We start from the raw sequence: 21,013 nt of genomic DNA on the forward strand, positions 1-21,013 counted from the left end.
ATGGTGGGCGCATGAACACCACGGACACCACGGACAACACCCTGTATCCCATCGGCGACGTCGCGCACCGGACCGGACTGAGCGTGAGCGCCGTCCGCTTCTACTCCGACGAATGCATCGTCGAGCCCACCCGCCTGACCGCCGCAGGCCACCGCCTCTACGGAGTGCGGGCGATCGCAGAGCTCGACTTCATCCGCACCCTGCGCGAGCTGGGCACCGGCCTGGAGCAGATCCGTCAGGTCCTGACCGGCGAGTCCACGCTGCGCTATCTCCTCGCCGAGCACCTGGACGTCGTCGAACGGCAGGAAGCAGACCTGCGCACCAGGCGCTCCGTCCTCCGAGCGCTCGTCCGCCAGGAGAACCCAGGAGAACGGATCAGCCTGATGAGCAGACTGGTGACGATGCCGGACGCCGACCGCCAGCGGTTGATCGCAGGCTTCTGGCAAGAGGTGAGCGCCGACCTGCCCACGGACGTCGCCGAGCGCGTGGGTGAGGCGCAGCCCCGCCTCCCCGGGGACCCGACGGCCGCACAGCTGGAGGCCTGGATCACTCTGGCGGAGCTCCTGCAGGACACCGAGTTCCGCAGCGCGACCCGCGCCTATCTCCAGGAGACCTACGGCAGCGGCCCCGGAGCGATCGTCTCGACCCCGCCGGTCCAGATCTTCATCGCAGCCGCCGGTGAAGACGTGATGCCGAAGCTGATCGCGGCACACGCCAGCGGTCTCGCTCCTGACGACCCGCACGCGCGAGAGCTTGCCGCGCGCCTGGTGCACCAGAGCGCGGACGCGCTCGGCGCGCCGCTCGACGACGAGCTGTGGGAGCGCATCGCCTTCGGGTTTCCCCGGATGGGCCAGGTCGTGCACGAGGCGCTGCACGACCCCGACTACGAGGCGACCCACGGGCGATACCTCTCGCTCGTCGCCACGATCAACGGCGAGCCCTCGCCCGATGCCGAGCTCGAGGCAGCATCGGACCCCGGCCTCGGCCGTGCGGGGGAGACGGTCCTGTCCGAGCTCGGCCGTTGGCTGGCGGCAGCCATCCGCGCCGCGAGACCGACCGGCGCCGGCCCCGAGCGATGATCCTGCCGTCACGACGTCAGCGAGCCGTCGTACCTGGTTGTCCTTAGGATCGAGCGGTGCCCGGATCTCTCGCCCTCGTCTTCGCCGTCGCCGGTCTCGTGCTCGCCCGTCGCGATCCTCGGCGTCTCCTGCCCGGGGTGCTGCTCGGCCTCGCGGCGACGTCGCTCGTGGCGTGGCTGGTAGGGAGTGTGCTCGAGCTCGGTGCCGCGCTCGCGGGGCTCGACGAAGGGGCAAGAAACCTGGCCGGCGGCCTGCTCATGCTTGCCGTACCGCTCGTGGCGGGCGTCGCGCTGGGTGTCGCGCTCGTGATCAACGGCATGACGATGCTGCGCCGCGAGCGCCGGTCTCTCGGGAACACACTCTCGCTGCTGGTCGGTGTCGCCATGCTCGGTGTGCTCGTGGTCGGTGTGCTCGCGGTCCGTGTGGGCTGGCTGCAGCTGGCAGTCGTGCTCCTGCTCCTGATCGCGCCGGTCGCCTACATCGGTTCGGGATTCGCCGCGTACCTCGGCTGGTCGCTCGTCTATGCCCGGCTCGCGCGTCGAGCAGCCACGCCGGCCGCCGTCGTGGTTCTCGGGTCCGGTCTTGTCGGGGGAAAGGTGCCACCGTTGCTGGCTCAGCGTGTCGCGCTCGGCGTCGAGGTCCAGAGCACGCAGCACACGCCGGTACTCGTGCTCTCGGGCGGCCAGGGCGCCGACGAGCCGCGCAGCGAGGGGGAGGCGATGGCCGAGTACGCGCGCGAGCTCGGTGCTCCTTCCGAGCGCATGCTCGTCGAGAGCGCGTCGACGACGACCGAGGCGAACCTCGCGCTCTCGCGGACGCTGCTCGCCGAGTCCGGTGTCGAGGGACCGGTGCTGGCCGTCAGCAACGACTATCACGCGTTCCGTGCGGCCACGTTGCTCCGCAAGCTCGGCATCGACGGGCATGCCATCGGCGCACGCACCGCGCGTTATTACCTGCCGAGCGCGTTGCTGCGCGAGTTCGTCGCGCTGCTGCGCGATCACCGTGTGCTCAACGTGACCGTGCTCGGCATCCTCATGCTGCCGGTCGTGGCATTCGTGGTCTTCTCGCTCGGCCGGCTCCTGGGCGGTATCTGAGCTCACCGGTTCCCGGCGGGACCCGGCCGGACCCGGCCGGGAACCGTCGCCGGAAAAAGTTTGTGACGATCGCTCGACCGCTTCCGTCTCAGGTGTGTCGCCGTTGTGGCGGCTCGCACCCAGGGGGGTGCGAAACGGAGCGTGAAGGAGTGCATCATGGCGAACGTTACGGATGGGGCTCGGTCGAAGGTCCAGACGGACTCCCTGGGGTCGTCCCGGGTCGAGGGCAGGACGACGATCGAGGACTCCGTCGTCGCGAAGATCGCCGGTATCGCCGCCCGTGAGGTCAGCGGTGTCCACGCGCTCGGCGGCGGCGCCGCCCGGGTGGTCGGCAGCATCCGCGACGCCCTCAACTCCACGGACCTGACGCAGGGGATCAGCGTCGAGGTGGGGGAGAAGCAGGTCGCGGTCGACGTGACGATCGTGGCGGACTACCCCGTCGCCCTGCAGACCGTCTCCGACGGCGTGCGCACCGCGATCTACCAGGCGATGCACGACCTGGTCGGGATGGATGTCGCCGAGGTGAACGTGACCGTCAACGACGTGCACCTGCCCACGGACGACGACCAGGAGAGCGAGCCGCAGACGGGCCGGGTCCAGTGAGCGCCACGACCACCGGCGCCGCCGCCGGAGCCGTGCTCGCCCTGACCTGGGTCGTGCTCGGATTCTGGGCGTTCCTCCTGGTAGCGGTAGCGATGCTGATCGGTGCGGCCGCCGGACGGGTGGCCGACGGGCGGCTGGACGTCCGCGCCCTGGCGGACGCCTTCCGCGGCAGGCGTTCCTCGTCATGACGGTCGTGGACCGCTCGGTGGCGGTAGAGCCGGTCGTCCCCGGGGCTACACGGATCACGGCTCGAGCCCTGGAACGCCTCGCCGTCGGGCTGGCCCGGGACGCGGCGCACGTGCCCTCTCGCGACGTCTCGGTACAGCTCTCCGATGCGCGCGGCGGGCTGGCGGTCGCGGTGACCGTGCCGGTCGTCATCGGTGGCTTGGGACCGCGCACCGGGCTGTCGGTCGAGGACCGGGGAACCAGGCTCCGCCAGCAGGTGATCGACGGTATGCGCGACCTCGCGGGGCGCACGGTGAACACCGTCGACATCCGCTACAGCGGCGTCCGTCGTACCAAGCAGGGGAGGGCCAGGTGAACAAGGAGCAGGCGGTCCATCGCCGGGTCCTGCACCGGGAGACGCGCTCCTCGCGCACGGGCGCCGCCGTCGTCCTCGCGTCCGTGCTCATCGTGCTGCTCGTCACGGCCGTCACCCTCAGCGTGTGGTGGCTCGTCGACCCGGGGTCTCGCGACGTCGTGGCGGCTCAGGCCGCCGTCGTGTCATCGATCGCCGGTGACGACGGCACCTTGCTGGCTGCCGGTTGCGTCGCGGTCGTGCTGGCCGTCGTACTGATTGCCGTAGCCCTGCTCCCGGGTCGTCTTGCGCGACGGGCACGCAGCACCGACCGCCTGGCGTTGCTCGTCGACGACGGTGTCCTCGCGGACACGGTCGCCGACGCCGTAGCTGCCCGGTGCGGGGTCGACCCGCGCCAGGTCTCCGCCACGGTCAGCCGAGGCAGCGTCACCATCCGGGTGACGCCGACCAGCGGCGTCGACGTCGACCGTGCCGCGGCGACGGACTCCGCCGTCGCGGCGCTCGCGGCGGTCGGGTTCCCCGTGGCGCCGAAGCTGTTCGTCGCACGTGAGGGAGTGGTCGCATGAGCTCGGCCAGCAGAGTGCTCAACCGTGGTCTGCTCCTGCTGTGCGGTCTGCTGCTGGGTGTCGCCGGGGCGGCCGCGATCCTTGCCGGCGCACCGCAGGGGTACACCGTCGGCTGGTTGCCGGTCGAGCCCGGTGCCGCGGCCGTGGCGCAGGCCAGGTCGGCGGCGGCGGACCTGCCCGCGGTGGGTGGTGCGCCCGGTGCCCTGATCGTCGCCCTCTCCGTGGCGGTCCTGCTGACCGTTCTCCTGGTGGTGTTCGTCTGCACGCGGCGCAGTCGCCGCACGGCGACGGTGCTCGATCTCCGGTCGGGCGACGGGCACATCAGGGTCGACCCGAACGTCGCCGACGCGCTGCTCGCCGGAACGCTCGGCGAGCGTCCCGACGTGCTCTCGGCCCGCACCGCCGTGTACCGGGTCAAAGGGGCGCCGGCGATCAGCCTCGTGCTGACGGTGCGTCGCGGCGCCGACCTGTCCCGGGTGCTGTCCGCGGCCGAGGACGCGCTGGACGAGTGGGACGCGCTGGCGGGCGTCCGGGTACCGGTCATGGTCCACCTGTCCGACCGGAGCTGGCTGGACGGGCTCCGCTCCGCTGCCCGGGTGCGTTGAACCCGGCCGGAAGAAAGATGCTCGGGCGGGCGAAAAAGCCGCACGTGCTCCACGCTAGAAGTGCGTGCGGAACTGGTAGGTGCAGAAGTTCTCACCCATGCGGAACCCGTCCCGGGGGCCGCGCAGAGAGGAAAACCGATGAGTGCAGCAGACAAGATCAAGAACGCAGCGGAAAGCGCACTCGGCAAGGCGAAGGAAGTGGTCGGGAACGTCACCGACAACGACAAGCTCGTCGCCGAGGGCAAGACCGACCAGGCCAAGGCCGAGATCAAGGACACCGTCGAGGACGTCAAGGACACCTTCAAGAAGTAGCCGGCCCCGGGGTGAGGCCGCACCGCGAGGTCGAACGGTGCGGTCTCACCCCGGCCCCGGAACTTCCCCTGTACCCGAAACATCTCTCTGCAAAGGAATTTGATCATGGGATTCTTCAGCTTCTTGTTGCTCGGCCTGATCGCCGGTGCCATCGCAAAGCTCATTCTTCCCGGCAAGCAGGCAGGCGGCTGGTTCGTCACCCTCCTGCTCGGCGTCGTGGGCGCCATGCTCGGCGGCTGGCTCGGCGGGCTCCTCTTCGACGCCGACATGGAGTCGTTCTTCTCCCTGTCCACCTGGCTGCTCGCGATCGGCGGATCCCTCCTCGTCCTGGTGATCTACGGACTCATCACCGGTCGCCGCAGGAACGCCCACTGAGCGCAGAGCACTCCCCGACCTCGCTCGACGGCGCGGACGACCGGATCGTCGCCGGCCGCGCCGCCGACGGGGACGTCACCGCGTTCGCGGTGCTGGTCCGTCGGTACACGCCGATCATGCGCGCCTACACGCGCCGGATCCTGAACGCCAGCGCGGACGTGGACGACGTCGTGCAAGAGGCGTTCGTGACCGCCTGGCAGCGGCTGTCCGAGCTGGAGGACCCGGGGAAGGTGAAGAGCTGGTTGATGCGGATCGTCAGTCGCAAGGCCGTCGACCGGATCCGTGCGCGACGCCCCCAGGTCAGCGTGGACGACGTCGAACCGTCGGCTCCCGCTCACTCCTCGCCCGCCCGTGTCGCGGAGACGAGGGCCGGGGTCGACGCGCTGGGCGCCGCGCTGCACAGGCTCGCCGACGCCGAACGGGAGTGCTGGGTGCTGCGCGAGGTGGGCGGATACTCCTATGACGAGATCGCCGAGGAGATGGGCGTTCCCGTGACCACCGTCAGAGGACTGCTCGCTCGCGCACGCAAGCACATCATCGTGCGGATGGAGGAATGGCGATGAGACCAGAAGACGACGCACCGACTCCGTTCGCCTTTGGTTCGGAGGACCTCGACGGGCACACCATCGAGGAGCTCACCGACTATCTGGAGGCCGGCCGCACCCCGGCGGACCCTTCGATCGACGGCTCTCCGGCCTGCCTGCTGGCGCTCGACGCCCTTGACCGGCTGCGTGGGCTCACCCCCGCGCTGATCGCCGCCGACACGGCCGCGGAACCGGAGGCCGACGACGGCTGGGTCCGGCAGGTGCTCTCCGGGATCGCCCTGGACGCGCATGCCGGACGCCGTATCCCTCTGCCCGCGCCCGGACCGGCCGCCGACCTGGGCATCACCGAGGGCGCGGTCCGGGGCCTGATCCGTGCTGCCGAGAACTCCGTCCCCGGCGTCCTCGTCGGACGCTGCCGCTTCGACGGTGACGTCACGGAACCTGACGCGCCCGTCCGGGTCCTGGTCGAGGCGAGCGCTCCCTACGGTGTGCCGCTCACAGGCGTCGCGGATCAGCTCAGGGCGGAGATCACCGCCCGGCTCGCGGCGCACACCGCGCTGAACATCACGGCCGTCGACATCACGATCCGCGACGTGCGGCGGTTTCTCCCATGAACCGAGGAGGCTTACCGATGAACACGGCACAGGTCGCCCAGGTCGCGGCCGAGATCGAGGACGTCGTCCGTGCGATACCCGGCGTCGCGGACCTGTACCGCCCGGGATCGCCGTTCGCGAACGTCCTCGACGCGGGCACGCGCGGCCTCGGCCTGCGTGACGACGCCGCGCCGCTGGTCCGGGTCCACCGGGGCGACGGAGAGGACCGGGTGGAGATCGCGATGGGGATCCACTCGGCTGCCGGCGCCGCGGTCACGACACAGGCGGTCTACCGGGCCGTCCGCGACCTGCTCATGGAGCGCGAACGACCCGGTGCGCGCGTGGTCCTCACCGTGGTCCACGTCCATGAACCGCCCCTGCGAGGCGCGTCACCTGTCTAGTCCGGCACCGACTTCGGCGTAGTCCCGCGTTCCCACGATCTCATCAGCGGGCAGCGCCTCCGCCAGCTCCGCTCGCTCCGCCTCCGACAGCACCACTCTGACGCTTTCCAGGTTCTCGTCGACCCGGGAGCGGCGGCGCATGCCCGGAATCGGCACCGCGCCCTCGCCGATGACCCACGCCAGGGCGACCTGCGCCAGCGTCGCACCGCGCCGCCGAGCGATCGCCGCCACTCGCTCCGTCAGCCGACGGTTTGCGTCGAACGCTTCGGGCTGGAAGCGCGGGAGGGTCCGGCGGGCGTCGTCGAGGTCAAGATCGTCGAGCGACGTCACGCTCTCGGTGAGCGCGCCGCGCCCGAGCGGCGAGAACGCCACGAGCCCGATGCCGAGCTCGCGCATCGTCGCCAGCTCGTCGTTGTGCAGCGCGTCCCGCGCGAACAGCGAGAACTCGGACTGCACGGCGGCCAGCGGATGCACGGCGTGCGCCCGCCGGATCGTGGCCGTCGATGCCTCGGACAGCCCGATGTGCCGCACCTTGCCCTCCGCGACGAGTTCCGCCATCGCACCGACGGACTCCTCGATGGGCACATCCGGATCCACCCGGTGCAGGTAGTACAGGTCGATGTAGTCGGTCCCGAGGTGCTTCAAGGAGCGGTGGGCAGCCTTGCGGATGTACTCCCGCGTGCCGTTGCGGCCATGAATGGTGCCGTCGTCGTCGGTCTCGGCCGAGGCCTTCGTCGCGAGGACGATCTCGTCCCGGCGCCTGCCAAGGGCTCGGCCGATCAGCTTCTCGTTCTCGAACGGGCCGTACGCCTCGGCGGTGTCGATGAACGTCACGCCGACGTCGACGGCGTGCCGCAGTGTCGCGATCGACTCGGCCTCGTCGCTCGCGCCGTAGTAGGCACTCATCCCCATCGCGCCCAAACCGATGGGCGGCACGCTCAGCCCGTCGCCGAGCAGTACGGGGTCAAGGCCTCGCTGGTGGGTGTTCGTCATGGATCGTTCCTTCCTCGCCGGCCACGTATGCCCGATACGCGGCGATCTTTGTGTCCAGTGCCGCGAGGTGCTCCTGTGTCCGCTTCAGCTGCGCGAGAACGGCCTGCCGGTGCAGCTCGAAAGCCTCGAGGCGTTCGCGTTCCGTCCCAGGGGTTCGGCTCAACGCGGCAACCTGACGAATCTCAGCGATGGGCATCCCGGTCTCCCGCAGCATGACCAGGCCCACGAGCCAGTCCAGGTCGTTGCGGTGGAAGCGGCGATGACCGTTGCTCCGGCGTGGCGTCGGGTCGAGCAGCAGCCCCTCGCGCTCGTAGTAGCGCAAGGCCTGCACGCTCAGCCCGACGACGGCCGAGGCCTCGCCGATCGACAGGCCCTCGTCGGGGACGTCGACCTCGAGCTGCGGAGTCAGAGCGGGCGGCACACGATCCATGACACAACCTATAGCGCGCTACAGGTCAAGCCGCCTGCTCGGCCGGCGGTCGGGCGTCAGATGTCGAACCCTCCGGAGACCTCGATCGACTGGGCGTTGATCCAGCGGTTGTCATCGGAGAGCAGGCTCGCGATGACGCCACCGACCTCGTCGGGCTCGCCGACCCGGCCCAGGGCCGTGCGTCCGGCGAGCTGCGTCTCGAACTCGTCGTTCAGGCCGCCACCGAGCTCGGTACGGATGGCGCCGGGGGCGACCGAGTTCGCCCGGATGCGGCGGTCGCCGAACTCCTTGGCCATGTAGCGGGTCAGGACCTCGAGGCCGCCCTTGAAGCTGGCGTACGGTGCGACGCCGGTGGTCGCGACGCGGCTTGTCGCGCTGACGAGGTTCACGATCTGACCGCCGTCGGCGATCAGCGGCAGCAGGGTCTGGGTGAGGAAGAACGGGCCCTTGAGGTGCACGCGGAACAGGCCGTCGAACTGTTCCTCGGTGACCGTGGCGATGGGGTTGTAGAGGCCGTAGCCGGCGTTGTTGACCAGGTGGTCGAAGTCCGTCCGGCCCCAGGTCTCCCGCAGGGTGCCGCGGAGTGTCGTCGCGAAGGCGGGGAAGGTGGTGACGTCGGTGACGTCGAGCTCCAGTGCTACCGCCGTGCCGCCGTCGGCGTGGATCTTGCCGACGACGTCCGCGGCCGCGTCCGGGTTGTTGTTGTAGGTGATGACGACGCCGAGGCCGCTCCGGGCGCAGGCGAGTGCCGTGGCGGCGCCGATACCGCGGCTGCCGCCGGTGATGATCACGATGTTGTTCATGACCCTGAGTCTTCGGCCGCGGCGGCGACCGGAGAAGGGCGAGACTGCCTAGGAGCGCCGCACCCAGGATGCGAGGATCGAGGAGGTCGGGCGGCGGCCCCTGAACCGGGAGACCGCCGCCCGACCTGTCCTGTCGTGGCCGAAGGTCAGCTCCTGCCGCCGACCACCGTGATCTCGACCGTCGTCCAGTCGCGGGTCCCCTCGCTGTCCGTCGCGATCAGCCGGGCGGTGTATCTGCCCCGCTCCTCGTAGACGTGCGTGACGGTCGGCCCCTCCGTCGTCGTCCCGTCTCCGAGGTCCCACTGGTAGGAGACGATGTCGCGCCCTTCAGGTGCGATCGCGGAGCCCGAGAGGTCGACCGGGCGCCCTGCCCGCACGATCGGACGGCCGGCCTCTGCCGTCACGACCGGGGCGGTGGTGTCGGCGACGCCGCGGCCGTGGAAGACGAGCCAGTCGAGACCGAGGTTCGCGCCGCCGGCCGGCTCGCGCCTGCTCTTCGCGACGAGGTACAGCGTGGTGGCACCCCGCCGCTCCCGGAGCTCGACGGTGGGCGAGACGACCTGCCCGGCGCCCGTGGCCCTGGCGATCTCGACCCGGCCGAGCGTGCGCCCGGTCGGGCTACCGGTCCGCACCTCGACGGTGGTGTCGGAAGCGCCGCGGACGGCGCCCACCGTCAGCGCGTCGATGCCGCGCAGGTCGACCGGGCCGAACGCGATCCAGTCACCGTGGTCGACGTCGGTCACCAGCCGGCCGCCCCGGGCGTCGGCGCCGTCCGACACGGTCACGCCGGAGCTGTCCGCGAAGAACTCGGCCTCCTTGTCACGCACCTGCAGGTTGATGACGTCCTGGCCGGCCAGCGCGGGGACGCCGCCGCTGCCGAGGTCCTCGTAGCCGGCACCGAGCACGGGGTAGACGTTTTGCCCCACCCCGTGGTCCGCCGGATCGAGGAACACCGACCCCGAGCACCCGGTGTAGTTGTCCAGCGGGTGCGCGTGGGTGTCGTGGCCCAGCTGGGTGTTCACCGTGACCTGCTCGCAGTCGATGGTGCCCGCCTCGGTGGAGCCGTCCTCGGGGTCGTCCACGTCGACGGAGTAGTCGACCGTGTCGCCGAGCTCGGCGAAGCCGCCGTGGAACGGCGCCCCGAAGGAGACGTCCGGCCGGGTGTTGCCGACCGTGATCTTCTGCACGGAGACGCCGGTGAACCCGTCGCTGTCGGTGACCGTCAGGCGGGCACCGAACTGGCCCCGCTCGGTGTACGTGTGCGTGGGGGCGGCCTCGGTGGAGTCGACGACGCCGTCGTTCTCGAAGTCCCACTCGTAGGTGATCTCCAGCCCGTCCGGACTCTCGCTGGCGCCGCCGTCGAAGGCCACGGTCAGCGGTTCGTGGCCGGAGTCGACGTCCGCGGTGAACCGCGAGATCGGCCGCCGGCCGTCGGCCGCGTAGTCCACGCGGTAGATGCCGGCGTCGGTGTTGGTGCTCCCTCGGCCCGCGCCCCGGCCGAGGCCGAAGTCGATGACGTAGAGCGAGCCGTCCGGACCGAACTCGGCCTCGAACGGGGCGACGAACGTCTCGCCCTCCAGGAACGGGTCGATCGAGGCGAGCTCACCCGTGCCCTCGTCCAGCGAGAGCACCTTGTAGAAGTTGCGGGCGTACTCGGAGACGAACCAGTGCCCGTCGAAGGTTTCAGGGAACTTCGTCTTCACGTCGAGCTCCGGGTCGAACCGGTAGACCGGGCCGCCCATCGGGGCCGCCCCGCCGGAGCCCAGCTCGGGGAACTCCTCCGAGACCCCGTACCCGTACCAGACGAGCGGCTCCTGCGACGGCGGGAGCTCGCGCAGGCCCGTGTTGTTGGGGGAGTCGTTGACCGGGTTGGCGCAGTCGAACGCCTCGCCGGAGGCCCCGGTCGCGAAGTCGTAGTCGATGTACGCCTGGTTGTCCGCGTGGCAGTACGGCCAGCCGTGGTTGCCCGGCTGCGTCATCCGGACGAACTCGACCTGGCCGTCGGGACCGCGCAGCGGGTCGGCCACGCGGGCGTCGGGCCCGTAGTCCCCGATCAGCACCGCGCCGGTACCGGGGTCGACGGTGATCCGGAACGGGTTGCGGAAGCCCATCCCGTAGATCTCGGGGCGGGTGCCCTCCGTACCCGGCGCGAACAGGTTGCCCTCCGGGACCGAGTAGGTGCCGTCGTCCTCGGGGGTGATCCGCAGCACCTTCCCGCGCAGGTCGTTCGTGTTCGCGGAGGTGCCCTGCGCGTCCCAGCCGCGGCGGCCGGGACGCTCGTCGATCGGGGTATAGCCCGCCTGGTCGAACGGGTCGGCGTTGTCGCCGGTGGCCACGTACAGGTCGCCGTCGGGACCCATCGCGAGCGAGCCGGCCATGTGGGAGTTGGCGCGGCCCTCGCCACGCCAGATGGTGAAGTCGAGCAGCCGCTTCTCCGACGCCGGGTCGATCGTGTCGTCCGGCGCCATCGTGAACCGCGACAGGTTCATCTTCGCGACGTCCGGGTCGCTCCAGAGCAGGTACAGCCACCCGTTCTCCGTGAAGTCCGGGTCCAGGGTCAGGCCCAGGAGGCCGTCGGACTGCGTCAGCAGGTCGAGCGAGTAGTCCAGGTCCAGGGCCGTCTTCTGGCGGAGCGTCTCCTGGTCCAGCACGACCACCTGGCCGGTGCGCTGGATGTAGACGACGCGGCCGTCGTCGGCCACGTCGAGCTCGAACGGGTCGGCGAGCCCCTCGGTGACCAGCGGGACCTTGTCGAACTCGGTGGTCCCGGCATGGTCGGAGCCGGCCGGGACGTCGTGGGCGGTGGCGGCGGTCGTGGCGGGGACCAGGGCACCGAGCGCGACGACCAGACCGGTCGTCGCGGCCAGTGCCCGACGGCGTGCCAGGCGGTGCGGTGCAGACATCAGTACTCCCCTCTCAGTAGCGCAGCTCGGCGAGGTAGCCGAGGCTGGTGCACGCGGACGTCACGCCGTCAGGAGACGGCTGGTCGTGCTCCGTGAAGCCGTACCGCACCCCGGCGAGCGGCACGGCGGCGAAGATCTCGGCGAAGTCGATGGTGCCCGCGCCGACGTCGGCGAAGGAGCCGTCCTCGGCGATGTCCTTGAGGTGCAGCAGCTCGAACCGGCCCGGGTAGCGCGCGAACAGGTCCGTGGCGTAGGTGTCCGTGCTGGCCGCCCAGTACACGTCGAGCTCCATGGTGACGAACGCCGGGTTGGTCTCCCGGACCAGGACGTCGTAGCCCGTGACGCCGTCCTCCTCGGTCTCGAACTCGTACCCGTGGTTGTGGTACGCGACCCGGATGCCCTCGGCGCTCAGCCGCTCGCCCGCCTCGTTGAGGATCGCGGCCGTCCGCGAGTAGTCCGCCAGCGTCCACGAGCCGGAGCCCGAGATGCGCACGTACTCGGCCCCGATCGCGTGCGCCTCGGCGACCACCAGGTCGACGTCGTCCTGCAGGTTCGACAGGCTCACGCCGAGCGACGGCACCTCCAGCCCCGCCTCGTCCGTCAGCGGCGCCAGCTCCGCGGCCGTGTAGCCGTAGAAGTTGCCGGCGGCGCCCGAGGGCTCGATGTTCCGGAAGCCGCACTCGGCCAGCGCCCCGAGCGTCCCTTCGGCGGCCGTCGGCATGGTCGCGCGGACCGTGTAGCCCACCAGGCCGATCGCGGACAGGTCGACCGACCGCTCGCCGGTCACCGGGTGCGGCCTGCCCACCGCCGAGGCGGCCGCTGCGCGGAGGATGTCCCGGCGCTCGCGGCCGGTGAGGACCCGATCGCGGACGAGGTCCTTGGTCACGGAGGCGACCGTGCGGACGAACCTGCCGTGCGTCGCGAACGGCGCGTCGGCCATGATCTCGTCCATCACGGTGCAGCCGGCACGCGTCTCGTGGTTCGGCACGCCGGAGTCGGCGTCGGCGCCGAACCAGACCGTGGCCTCGCTGGTGTAGCCGTACGCGCACACGCTGGTCCCGGGCGGCCCCTCGGAGGGGGACAGGACGGTCAGGTCGACCGTCGTCGTGCTGCGCCCGTACGTCAGGTCGCCGAGGTACTGCACCGTCACCGGGTGCACCCCCTTGGCCAGGCCCGACGTCGGGACGACGACCCGCGCCGGACCGCGGCCCAGCGTGGCCTTCACCGACGTGTCGCCGACCGTGACCCGGACGGTCCCCGTCGGGGCAGGCTCTCCCTTGGCGCCGGGCACCTTGACCTCGGCCCGCACGTCCTTGCCCGCCTTCACCTTCGGCGGGGTGAGCCGCGCCGAGACCTTGGACGCGAGCGCCTGGGAGGTCTCCTGCCCGGTCAGGCGTTCGATCCAGACGTTGCGGAACCGTGGGTTGAGGCCGGCGTCCCCGTGGTCCTGGAGCTTGATGTGGCCCGGCGTCGGCCCCTCGTCCTTGCCGTTGCCGGTCTTGCCGTCGATCGCCACGTCGTCGTGCACCAGCTGCCCGTTCCACCAGAGCGAGAGACGCGCGTCCTCGGTCTTGGTCCCGTCCGGGGCGAACCGGGCGGCACGGAACTGGATGTCGTACGTCTGCCACGTGCCCATCTCGGTCGCGGCGTTCACGTCCGGGGCCTTCTTCAGGTAGATCGAGCCGGCGTCGTTCGTCGCCGGGGGATCGATGCCGAAGGACTCCAGCACCTGCACCTCGTAGCGCTCCTGGATGTAGACGCCGCTGTTGCCGCGGGCCTGCCCGGTCACGTCGTCGGCGTGCTCGGGCTGGAACCACTCGGCGTGCATCCGGAAGTCGCCGAACTTCTCCTTGGTGCGGATGTCGCCGCCGAAGGACTCCATGGTGCCGTCCGCGACGGGCCACGTCGCGGCCCCGCCGCTGACCTTCTCCCAGGCGTCGAGGTCGCCGCCGTCGAACAGGGAGATGCGCTCGCTGGGCGTGACGGTGAGGTTGTCCAGGTTCACGTGCCCCAGGTCGTCCTCGTCGTGCACGTAGGCGATCGTGTTGGCGCCCTCCCGCAGCTGAACCGTCTCGGTCTGCGTCTGCCAGTTGGCCCAGGTCACGGTGCTGTCGAGCCAGACCTGCCGCTGCTTCTCACCGTTGACGTACAGGCTCATCGACCGGGGCGTCGGGCTCGGGTCGGAGTTCTGCCCGTTCGCGTAGCGCAGCCTCAGGTCGTGCGGTCCGGCCTCGCCGGCCTCGACGGCGAAGGTGGTGCGCGCGCCCGGCTCCCAGTTGCGGTCCACGAACCCGGCGCCCGAGTACCCGGCGTGGTTCGTGTTCCAGCCCGCTCCGCCGGAGATGTCGGCGGCCTCGGCCTCGTAGACGGGCGGCGGGGTGGAGCCGTCGGGCAGGCGGTTCAGCGTGTACCAGGCCTCGGTGCTCCACAGCTCCTCGCCGCCCTCGGCCGCGAACGGCCGCGGGGAGTGCACGTTGACCACCCGGCCGGCCTTGAGCCCGTCGATCATGAGCGTGACCGTCCGGCGGTCGTCCGAGAGCGTCGCCGAGGTGACCTCCAGGTCCTCCTCGTCGACCTTGGGCCCGCCGTACTGCGGCGTGGAGACGTAGCGCCACTGCGCCGCCTCGTACTTCTCGGCGAGGTTCTCGGCGGTCTCTGCCGACAGCGGCATCGTGTACTCGATCTCGAAGCCGCCGTCGACGGCCCGCATCTCGAGCATGTCGAACGCCCGGCTCTCGTCGAAGGTGAGCTTCTGCAGGCCGTAGCCGAGCTTGCCCGCCTGACCCCAGTTGCCCGACCAGCCGATGCCGCCCACGTAGATCGAGCCGTCCGGTCCGACGCTCGTCCTGCTCACGCCGGACTCCAGGCCCTGCGTCATGCGGAACACGGCGCCCTGCTCCTGGCCGGCGACGTCCTCCAGGTAGACGCGCTGCAGGCCGCCGTACGTGACGTCGCCGATCGCCATCTGACCCTCGAACACACCCTCGGTGAGGATGACGGGGTTGCTCGGCGAGTTGGAGATCTCGCTGTGCGGCATCCACAGCACGGGCTCGGTGACGGGCTGGTCGTCGTACGGGCCGTCGGGGTTCGTGTAGTGGTTGTAGAACGCGCCCTCCTCGACGCGCACCAGCTTCGACGTCGGCAGGTGCATGCCCTGGTTGTCGGTGACGTACATGCCGCCGTCGGCCCCGAAGCCGAGGCCGTTCGGGGTGCGCAGACCACCCGCGAGGTACTCGACCTCGCCGGTGTCCTCGTCGATCTTCAGCACCGAGCCGCGGTTCTCGACGAGCTGCGGGTCGGCGGTCGCGCCACCGGGCACCATCGCGATGCCCGTGGAGACGTAGAAGTAGCCGTCCTCGTACAGCAGGCCGAACGCGAACTCGTGGTAGTTGCCGCCGAACGGCCAGGTCGCGACCTCGCGGTACTCGTCGGTGACCTCGTCGCCGTCGGTGTCCACGAGCTCGGTCAGCCCGTGCTTCTCGGACACGTAGATGCGGCCGTCGACCACCGTCAGGCCCATCGGTTCCTCGAGCTCCTCGGCGATCTTCGTGTACGTGACGTCGTCGGCGCCGCCGCCACCCGTGACGTTCTCGACCAGGTACACCTCGCCGAGCACGGTCTCGCGGTCACCGCCCCACGTGGCGATGGCCATGCGGCCGTCGGGCAGCCAGTCCATGCCCGTGACCTGCGGCTCGAAGCCGTCGGGGCGCAGGTTCGTCAGCGTGTAGTCGGGGTGCACCTCGGTCAGCGGCAGGCCGTCGCCCGGCGCCTCGTCGACGCCCTCGCAGAGCTTGCGGCCCGGTGAGGTGACGCGCGTGACCTCGGCGTCGGTGCTCAGCACCGAGTTCGGCACCAGCGCGAAGCCGGAGGCGCCCGGCGGGCGCCACTCCAGCGTGAGCTGCTGGCCGAAGTCGCCGTCGAAGTGGTCGATGCGCAGCGCGTGGTACCCGGCCTCCAGCTGGGCCGTCCCGTCCTTCGGCGTCGCCCCGTGCTTGCCGGGGTGGTCCACCACGAGGGTGTCGTCGAGCAGCAGCCGCGCGCCGTCGTCACTGGTGATCCGGAAGTCGTACGTGCCGGCGTCGGGCACGTTCAGGTAGCCGGTGACCTCGGTGACGAAGCGGTCGGTGAGGCCGAAGTCCGCCGCCGTGCGCCAGTCGATCGTCGGCATCAGCTTGTCGATGTTCGGCGTCTGGCCCGGCTTGAGCGTGCAGTAGTCGTCCAGCGGGACCTGGACGTCGAACACCCGGAGCGTGACACCTGGTTCCTGCGGCCGCGTGGGGTCGGCGGCTGCCTGCGCCGGGACCTGGGTGTCGGCCTGCGCCGGCAGCACCGTGAACGGCAGCACGAGCACGCCGAGTATCGCGGCGAGCGTGCGGTAGGTCGATCTGCGTTCCATGGGCCTGCCTCTCCATTGAGGACCTTGCCTGTGCGGGGTCGCGCACGGACGCCGGAGGCGTGGGCGCGCTCCGTCACTATGCGGTCCGGGATGACGCCGGACAACGAGTTGCCGCTTGTTGCCCCTGCGCGACGGCGGACGGCGTGCGTGCGCCCTGTCCTCCGCGAGCCGTCCGCGCGCTGTCTTTGAGCGTCAGGCCCGCCGGGCCGTCGAGCCTCTCTCGACGAGCTTCGCCGGGAGCAGCGCGGGCACCGACAGGCCCGGCGACGGGTTGCGCAGCTGGTTCAGGAGGCGCTGGACGGCGAACGTCCCGAAGTGGCGCAGGGGAGCGGCGACCGTCGTCAGCGGCGGGGTGCAGAAGTCGGAGCCGAAGATGTTGTCGAAGCCGACGACGCTCAGCTCCCGGGGTATCTCGACCCCGAGCCGCGTGAGCCCGCGCATCGCGCCGATCGCGAGCAGATCGTTGTAGGCGACCGTCGCGGTCGCGGTGTGCGTGGTGAGGGCCTGGGCGGCCGAGAGCCCGCCGGCGAGCGTCGGTGCGAACGGGCCGAGGCGGCGTGCCTTCAGGCCGAGCTCCTGGGTCGCCTCGCGGAAGGCGCGCCAGCGCATGCCGTCGGCCCAGGACGCCTCGGGGCCGGCTAGGTAGGTCATCCGGGTGTGCCCGAGGCCGGCCAGGTGCTCGACGGCGCGCCGCATCCCGCGCGCGTTGTCGGTGATGACGCTCGCCACGTCCGTGACGACACGGTTCATCACGACCGTCGGACGCTGTTTGGCGACGGCCCGGATCGCCGAGTCCGAGAGCCGCGAGGTGGCGAGGACGACCCCCTCCACCAGGGGCAGCGTCCGCTCCAGGGCCAGGCGCTCCGCCTCGCCCGACTCGTGCGCGTCCACCACGAGAAGCGTGTACCCGGAGTCGATGGCGGTCTTCTCGGCGCTCCGGATGATCTCGAAGAAGAACGGGTTGGTCAGGTCGGCCACGACGATCGCCAGCAGCGCGGTCCTGCCGTCCGGCAGGCCCCGGGCGATGGGGTTCATCCGGTAGCCGAGCTCGTGGGCGACGCGCCGGATGCGGTCCGCCGTCTCGGCATTGACCCGTCCGGGCCTGGAGAACGCCCGCGAGACCGTCGAGGGCGCCACGCCCGCGGCCTTCGCGACGTCGTAGATGGTCGGTCTGGTGCGAGAGTTCCCGGTATCGCCAGTTTCGCCCATGCGCGGGGAGCGTACGGCGACCTGACGGTCGCGGCAACCAGTTGCCGCGACCGGCCTGGGTGTGACACGTGTTTGCCCGCCCGGCAAGAGGTGGCAACACCTTGACTGTCCAGGTGCGGCACCCTCGAATGACAGCATGACCACGCGCGCCGCGGGCACAGGGACGAGCTCACCACCCGGGGACGACCACGAGCCCTCCGACCGTGAGCCCCGCGACCATCTGCTCCGCGACCAGCCGGTCTACCCCCTCGAAGCGCTGGACCACACCGTGGCGGACGAGGCGCTCCAGGTCGAGGCGGCGGAGAGCGAGCTCAGACGGCTCGGGCTCGAGGGGATCCGCGTGCGGCACCACGGTGACCTGGCCCGGCTCGAGGCGCCGCACCGCGACCTCGCGAGCCTCGCGGCGGAGCCGCTGCGCGGGGAGGTCCTGCGCGCCGTGCGTTCGGCGGGCTTTCGTTCGGTCGCGGTCGACCTCGACGCGGTCACAGCACCGCACGACGGCTGACGGGGCCCGATGGCAACCGCATGTCGCCAGGTGCAGGCGACGGCGGGGCAACAAGTGGCAACTCGTTGTCCGGCCCTGACCCTCCTCATAGTGTCCTGGTGACGCGCAGCCCCGACACCCGGAGCTGCTGACCTGCTCTACCGCACCTGCTCTACCGCACCGGCACTGTGTCCGGACGACGACGTCCGGCGTGCCCTGACCCGCTGTCGCGCGGATTGTCGACGTCGACCCGTGCGACGCAACGGAAAGAGCGAACTATGGAGGATCACGCCATGGTGACCACCCAGGAAGCACGCGCCACGACACCGCCGGCGCGCCGGTCTCGGCCGGTACCGCCGGGAAGGGCGGGCGACACGACGGCCGGGAGCCGCGCGCTGACGCTGCTGGCGGAGTCCTGGCGGCCGGTGACGGTGCTGCTCGGGCTCTTCGCCGTGTGGTGGTTCGTGGCCTGGCGCGAGCTGGTCCCCGCCTACCTGGTGCCCGCGCCGGGCGCGGTCGCCCAGACGATGGTCGCCGACTGGGCGATGCTGCTGGAGCACACCTGGGTGACCACGCTGGAGACGATCGTCGGCTTCGTGCTCGCGGCGGTGATCGGCGTGGCGACCGCGGTGCTCCTCGTCTACTCCAGGACGGCGGAGAAGTCCCTCTACCCGCTCATCCTCTTCGCCCAGGTCATCCCCAAGATCGCGATCGCGCCGATCCTCGTGGTCTGGTTCGGGTTCGGGATGACGCCGAAGATCGTCCTGGCCGTGCTCATCGCCTTCTTCCCGGTGGTGGTCTCCGCCGTCGCGGGGCTGCGCTCCGTCGACCCCGAGCTGCTGGAGATGTCCGCGACCATGGGCGCCTCCCGGTGGAAGACGTTCCGCAAGATCCGCTTCCCCGGGGCTCTCCCGCAGCTCATGTCCGGCCTGAAGGTAGCGGTCACGCTGGCTGTCGTGGGCGCCGTCGTCGGCGAGTTCGTGGGCGCGGACCGCGGTCTCGGGTACGTGCTGCTGCTCGCCAGCGGCAACCTCGACGCGCCGCTGCTGTTCGCCGACCTCATCCTCATGTCGCTCATCGGCGTGGTCCTCTTCGTCCTGGTCGAGGTGCTCGAACGCCTCCTCATCCCATGGCACGCCTCCCGGCGCGGCAACCTCGCGCTCGCGACGGTCTGACCCTCCGGACCGTCAGGCACGACTCCCAGGTCCGCCCCGTCCGAGACGGCGGAACGAGCAGAAAGGCTCTACCCATGCGTGGTGGCACGTTCGGAAAGTCGCTGGCAGTGGCAGGCGTCGCGGTGGCAACGGTCTCGGCCTGCGGGCAGACCGCAGGGGACTCCCCGGGCCAGAACGCCGACGGCCTGAGCGAGGTCACGGTGACCCTGAACTGGGTCCCGTACGGCGAGCACGCGCCGTTCTACTACGGCGTCGAGCAGGGGATCTTCGAGGACGCGGGCATCGACCTGACGATCCAGCCGGGCAACGGCTCCGGCAACACCGTCCAGCAGGTGGCGCAGCGCAACACCGACTTCGGGTGGGCGGACACCCCGCCCCTGGCGAACGGGATCAGCTCGGGCATGCCGGTGCGCAGCGTCGGCGTCTTCCTGCAGACCGGTCCCAGCTCGGTCGAGTTCTTCGACGACCAGGGCATCACCGAGCCCGCCGACCTCGTGGGCAAGACCGTCGGCGGCACCCCCGGCGACGCCATGTACGGCACGTTCCCCGCATGGCTGGAGCTCAACGGCGTGGACCCCGCGGACGTGACGGTGGTCAACGTCGACGCGGCGGGCAAGATCGCCGCGCTGATCGAGGGCAAGGTCGACGCGATCCAGGGCTTCCACCACGACCAGGCACCGACGATCGAGAACCAGACCGACAAGGAGGTGTCCGCGCTCCCGTTCTCGGACTTCGGCATGAACCTGCTCGGTACGGGCCTTGTGGCGAACGAGGCGACGATCGAGAGCGATCCCGAGCTCGTCCAGGCGATGGTGCGGGCGACGTCGGAGGCGTTCCTCGCGGCGTCGGAGGACCCCGAGGCCGCCGTCGCCGCGATGGCGGCCGGTGCGGAGCAGGCGCCGGACGAGAGCGTGCTGGCGGCACAGCTCGAGGCGACGATCGGCCTCCTCGACCTCGAGAGCGCCCCCGCTCCCGGCGTCAACTCCGAGGAGCAGTGGACCGACACGCTGACCTTCCTGTCCGAGAACACGGACTTCGAGGGCCCGGCGACGCCGGACAGCTACTGGGACGCGACCTTCGGGGAGGACCTGTGACCGCCACGACCGACGCCGGGGCATCCGTCCGGACCGTCGGCACCGAGCCCATCATCGACGTCTCGCACCTCACGAAGCGGTTCACCTCGAAGCGCTCCGAGACCGTCGCGCTCGACGACGTGTCCCTCGCCGTGCTGCCCGGCGAGTTCGTCACCATCGCGGGGCCCTCGGGCTGCGGCAAGTCGACGCTGCTGAAGATGATCGCGGGTCTGACCCGCGCCACGGAGGGTGAGGTGCGCCTGTACGGGCAGCTGGTCACCGCGCCGCAGCGCGACATCGGGTTCGCCTTCCAGCGTTCGGCCCTGCTCGAGTGGCGGGGCGTGCGGAAGAACATCCTGCTGCAGGCCGAGATGCGCGGGATGGACCGGCGCCTCGCCCAGGAGCGTGCGGACCAGCTCATCGAGCTGACGGGCCTCACGGGGTTCGAGAAGGCCCTTCCGCACGAGCTGTCCGGCGGGATGCAGCAGCGGGTCGCGCTGTGCCGCGCGCTGCTGCACGAGCCCCGGGTGCTCCTCATGGACGAGCCGTTCGGCGCGCTCGACGCGCTCACGCGCGAGCAGATGAACATCGAGATGAACCGGATCTGGCGGGAGACCGGGACCACGGTCGTGCTGGTGACCCACTCCGTGCCGGAGGCGGTGTACCTGGGGAGCCGGATCGTCGTCATGAGCCCGCGTCCCGGCCGGATCCTGGAGACGCTCGAACCGGGCCTGCCGGACCGTCGCGCCTACGGCGCGACGCTCGCCGATCCCCGGTTCACCGCGGCGGCGGAGCGCCTGCGCGAGCTGCTCGGTGCGAGCCATGCGCCCGAGTGA

22 protein-coding genes are annotated in these 21,013 nt (G+C 70.9%); 16 read left to right on the forward strand and 6 right to left on the reverse strand.

Going from position 1 to position 21,013, the window contains the following annotated elements:
* Positions 1-11: 11 nt before the first annotated feature.
* The 12 genes from ACQEVI_RS22275 to ACQEVI_RS22330 all read left to right on the forward strand — a co-directional run bounded on the left by ACQEVI_RS22275 (position 12) and on the right by ACQEVI_RS22330 (position 6,711).
* Positions 12-1,079 carry a MerR family transcriptional regulator gene (locus tag ACQEVI_RS22275; RefSeq protein WP_432902951.1) on the forward strand — a complete coding sequence of 356 codons (1,068 nt, stop codon included), beginning with the start codon at positions 12-14 and terminating at the stop codon, positions 1,077-1,079.
* Positions 1,080-1,135: 56 nt separating this feature from the next.
* Positions 1,136-2,173 (forward strand): YdcF family protein, encoded by a 1,038-nt coding sequence (locus tag ACQEVI_RS22280; RefSeq protein ID WP_432902954.1) that lies wholly within the window; start codon positions 1,136-1,138, stop codon positions 2,171-2,173.
* Positions 2,174-2,329: 156 nt separating this feature from the next.
* Positions 2,330-2,776 (forward strand): Asp23/Gls24 family envelope stress response protein, encoded by a 447-nt coding sequence (locus ACQEVI_RS22285; protein WP_432902957.1) that lies wholly within the window; start codon positions 2,330-2,332, stop codon positions 2,774-2,776.
* The gene (locus tag ACQEVI_RS22290; RefSeq protein WP_432902960.1) at positions 2,773-2,964 is read left to right on the forward strand and encodes a DUF2273 domain-containing protein; all 192 of its coding nucleotides are present in this window, start codon (positions 2,773-2,775) and stop codon (positions 2,962-2,964) included. Before ACQEVI_RS22285 ends, ACQEVI_RS22290 begins: the two co-directional genes overlap by 4 nt.
* Complete coding sequence (locus ACQEVI_RS22295; RefSeq protein ID WP_432902963.1) at positions 2,961-3,317, forward strand: hypothetical protein; 357 nt, start codon at positions 2,961-2,963, stop codon at positions 3,315-3,317. Before ACQEVI_RS22290 ends, ACQEVI_RS22295 begins: the two co-directional genes overlap by 4 nt.
* Complete coding sequence (locus ACQEVI_RS22300; RefSeq protein WP_432902966.1) at positions 3,314-3,880, forward strand: hypothetical protein; 567 nt, start codon at positions 3,314-3,316, stop codon at positions 3,878-3,880. The genes ACQEVI_RS22295 and ACQEVI_RS22300 overlap by 4 nt, the downstream gene beginning before the upstream one ends.
* Positions 3,877-4,485 (forward strand): hypothetical protein, encoded by a 609-nt coding sequence (locus ACQEVI_RS22305; RefSeq protein WP_432902969.1) that lies wholly within the window; start codon positions 3,877-3,879, stop codon positions 4,483-4,485. Before ACQEVI_RS22300 ends, ACQEVI_RS22305 begins: the two co-directional genes overlap by 4 nt.
* A 138-nt stretch (positions 4,486-4,623) precedes the next feature.
* A complete protein-coding gene (locus tag ACQEVI_RS22310; RefSeq protein ID WP_432902971.1) occupies positions 4,624-4,797 on the forward strand; it encodes a CsbD family protein in 174 nt (57 codons plus the stop codon).
* Positions 4,798-4,902: 105 nt separating this feature from the next.
* Complete coding sequence (locus ACQEVI_RS22315) at positions 4,903-5,172, forward strand: GlsB/YeaQ/YmgE family stress response membrane protein (RefSeq protein WP_432902974.1); 270 nt, start codon at positions 4,903-4,905, stop codon at positions 5,170-5,172.
* Positions 5,169-5,735 carry an RNA polymerase sigma factor gene (locus ACQEVI_RS22320; RefSeq protein ID WP_432906060.1) on the forward strand — a complete coding sequence of 189 codons (567 nt, stop codon included), beginning with the start codon at positions 5,169-5,171 and terminating at the stop codon, positions 5,733-5,735. The genes ACQEVI_RS22315 and ACQEVI_RS22320 overlap by 4 nt, the downstream gene beginning before the upstream one ends.
* Complete coding sequence (locus tag ACQEVI_RS22325; protein WP_432902977.1) at positions 5,732-6,331, forward strand: hypothetical protein; 600 nt, start codon at positions 5,732-5,734, stop codon at positions 6,329-6,331. Before ACQEVI_RS22320 ends, ACQEVI_RS22325 begins: the two co-directional genes overlap by 4 nt.
* 17 nt (positions 6,332-6,348) lie before the next feature.
* Positions 6,349-6,711, forward strand: coding sequence for a hypothetical protein (locus ACQEVI_RS22330; RefSeq protein ID WP_432902980.1), 363 nt, complete (start codon positions 6,349-6,351; stop codon positions 6,709-6,711).
* Here ACQEVI_RS22330 and ACQEVI_RS22335 read toward each other — a convergent pair.
* The 6 genes from ACQEVI_RS22335 to ACQEVI_RS22360 form a co-directional block, all read right to left on the reverse strand.
* Entirely contained in the window at positions 6,700-7,704 is a 1,005-nt protein-coding gene (locus ACQEVI_RS22335) for an aldo/keto reductase (RefSeq protein ID WP_432902983.1), read from the reverse strand. The two genes, ACQEVI_RS22330 and ACQEVI_RS22335, sit on opposite strands and share 12 nt — an antisense overlap.
* Positions 7,676-8,134 (reverse strand): MerR family transcriptional regulator, encoded by a 459-nt coding sequence (locus tag ACQEVI_RS22340; protein ID WP_432902985.1) that lies wholly within the window; start codon positions 8,132-8,134, stop codon positions 7,676-7,678. The genes ACQEVI_RS22335 and ACQEVI_RS22340 overlap by 29 nt, the downstream gene beginning before the upstream one ends.
* Before the next feature lie 56 nt (positions 8,135-8,190).
* Complete coding sequence (locus ACQEVI_RS22345) at positions 8,191-8,937, reverse strand: SDR family NAD(P)-dependent oxidoreductase (RefSeq protein ID WP_432902988.1); 747 nt, start codon at positions 8,935-8,937, stop codon at positions 8,191-8,193.
* 146 nt (positions 8,938-9,083) lie between these two features.
* Positions 9,084-11,840, reverse strand: coding sequence for a PKD domain-containing protein (locus tag ACQEVI_RS22350; protein WP_432902991.1), 2,757 nt, complete (start codon positions 11,838-11,840; stop codon positions 9,084-9,086).
* 13 nt (positions 11,841-11,853) lie between these two features.
* Positions 11,854-16,236: a family 16 glycoside hydrolase gene (locus ACQEVI_RS22355; RefSeq protein WP_432902994.1), complete on the reverse strand. Its 4,383-nt coding sequence runs from the start codon at positions 16,234-16,236 to the stop codon at positions 11,854-11,856.
* Positions 16,237-16,428: 192 nt separating this feature from the next.
* Positions 16,429-17,445 (reverse strand): LacI family DNA-binding transcriptional regulator, encoded by a 1,017-nt coding sequence (locus ACQEVI_RS22360; protein WP_432902996.1) that lies wholly within the window; start codon positions 17,443-17,445, stop codon positions 16,429-16,431.
* 136 nt (positions 17,446-17,581) lie between these two features.
* On the opposite strand from ACQEVI_RS22360, the gene ACQEVI_RS22365 reads away from it, so the two are divergent.
* From ACQEVI_RS22365 to ACQEVI_RS22380, 4 genes are all read left to right on the forward strand, one after another.
* Positions 17,582-17,950, forward strand: a complete 369-nt coding sequence (locus tag ACQEVI_RS22365; protein ID WP_432902999.1) for a hypothetical protein — start codon at positions 17,582-17,584, stop codon at positions 17,948-17,950.
* Between the two features lie 272 nt (positions 17,951-18,222).
* A complete protein-coding gene (locus ACQEVI_RS22370) occupies positions 18,223-19,104 on the forward strand; it encodes an ABC transporter permease (RefSeq protein WP_432903002.1) in 882 nt (293 codons plus the stop codon).
* 74 nt (positions 19,105-19,178) lie between these two features.
* The gene (locus ACQEVI_RS22375) at positions 19,179-20,198 is read left to right on the forward strand and encodes an ABC transporter substrate-binding protein (RefSeq protein WP_432903005.1); all 1,020 of its coding nucleotides are present in this window, start codon (positions 19,179-19,181) and stop codon (positions 20,196-20,198) included.
* Positions 20,195-21,013, forward strand: a complete 819-nt coding sequence (locus ACQEVI_RS22380) for an ABC transporter ATP-binding protein (RefSeq protein WP_432903008.1) — start codon at positions 20,195-20,197, stop codon at positions 21,011-21,013. The genes ACQEVI_RS22375 and ACQEVI_RS22380 overlap by 4 nt, the downstream gene beginning before the upstream one ends.

Source organism: Promicromonospora sp. CA-289599 (genome assembly GCF_050936155.1).
In the GTDB taxonomy this organism is placed as follows: Bacteria; Actinomycetota; Actinomycetes; order Actinomycetales; family Cellulomonadaceae; genus Promicromonospora.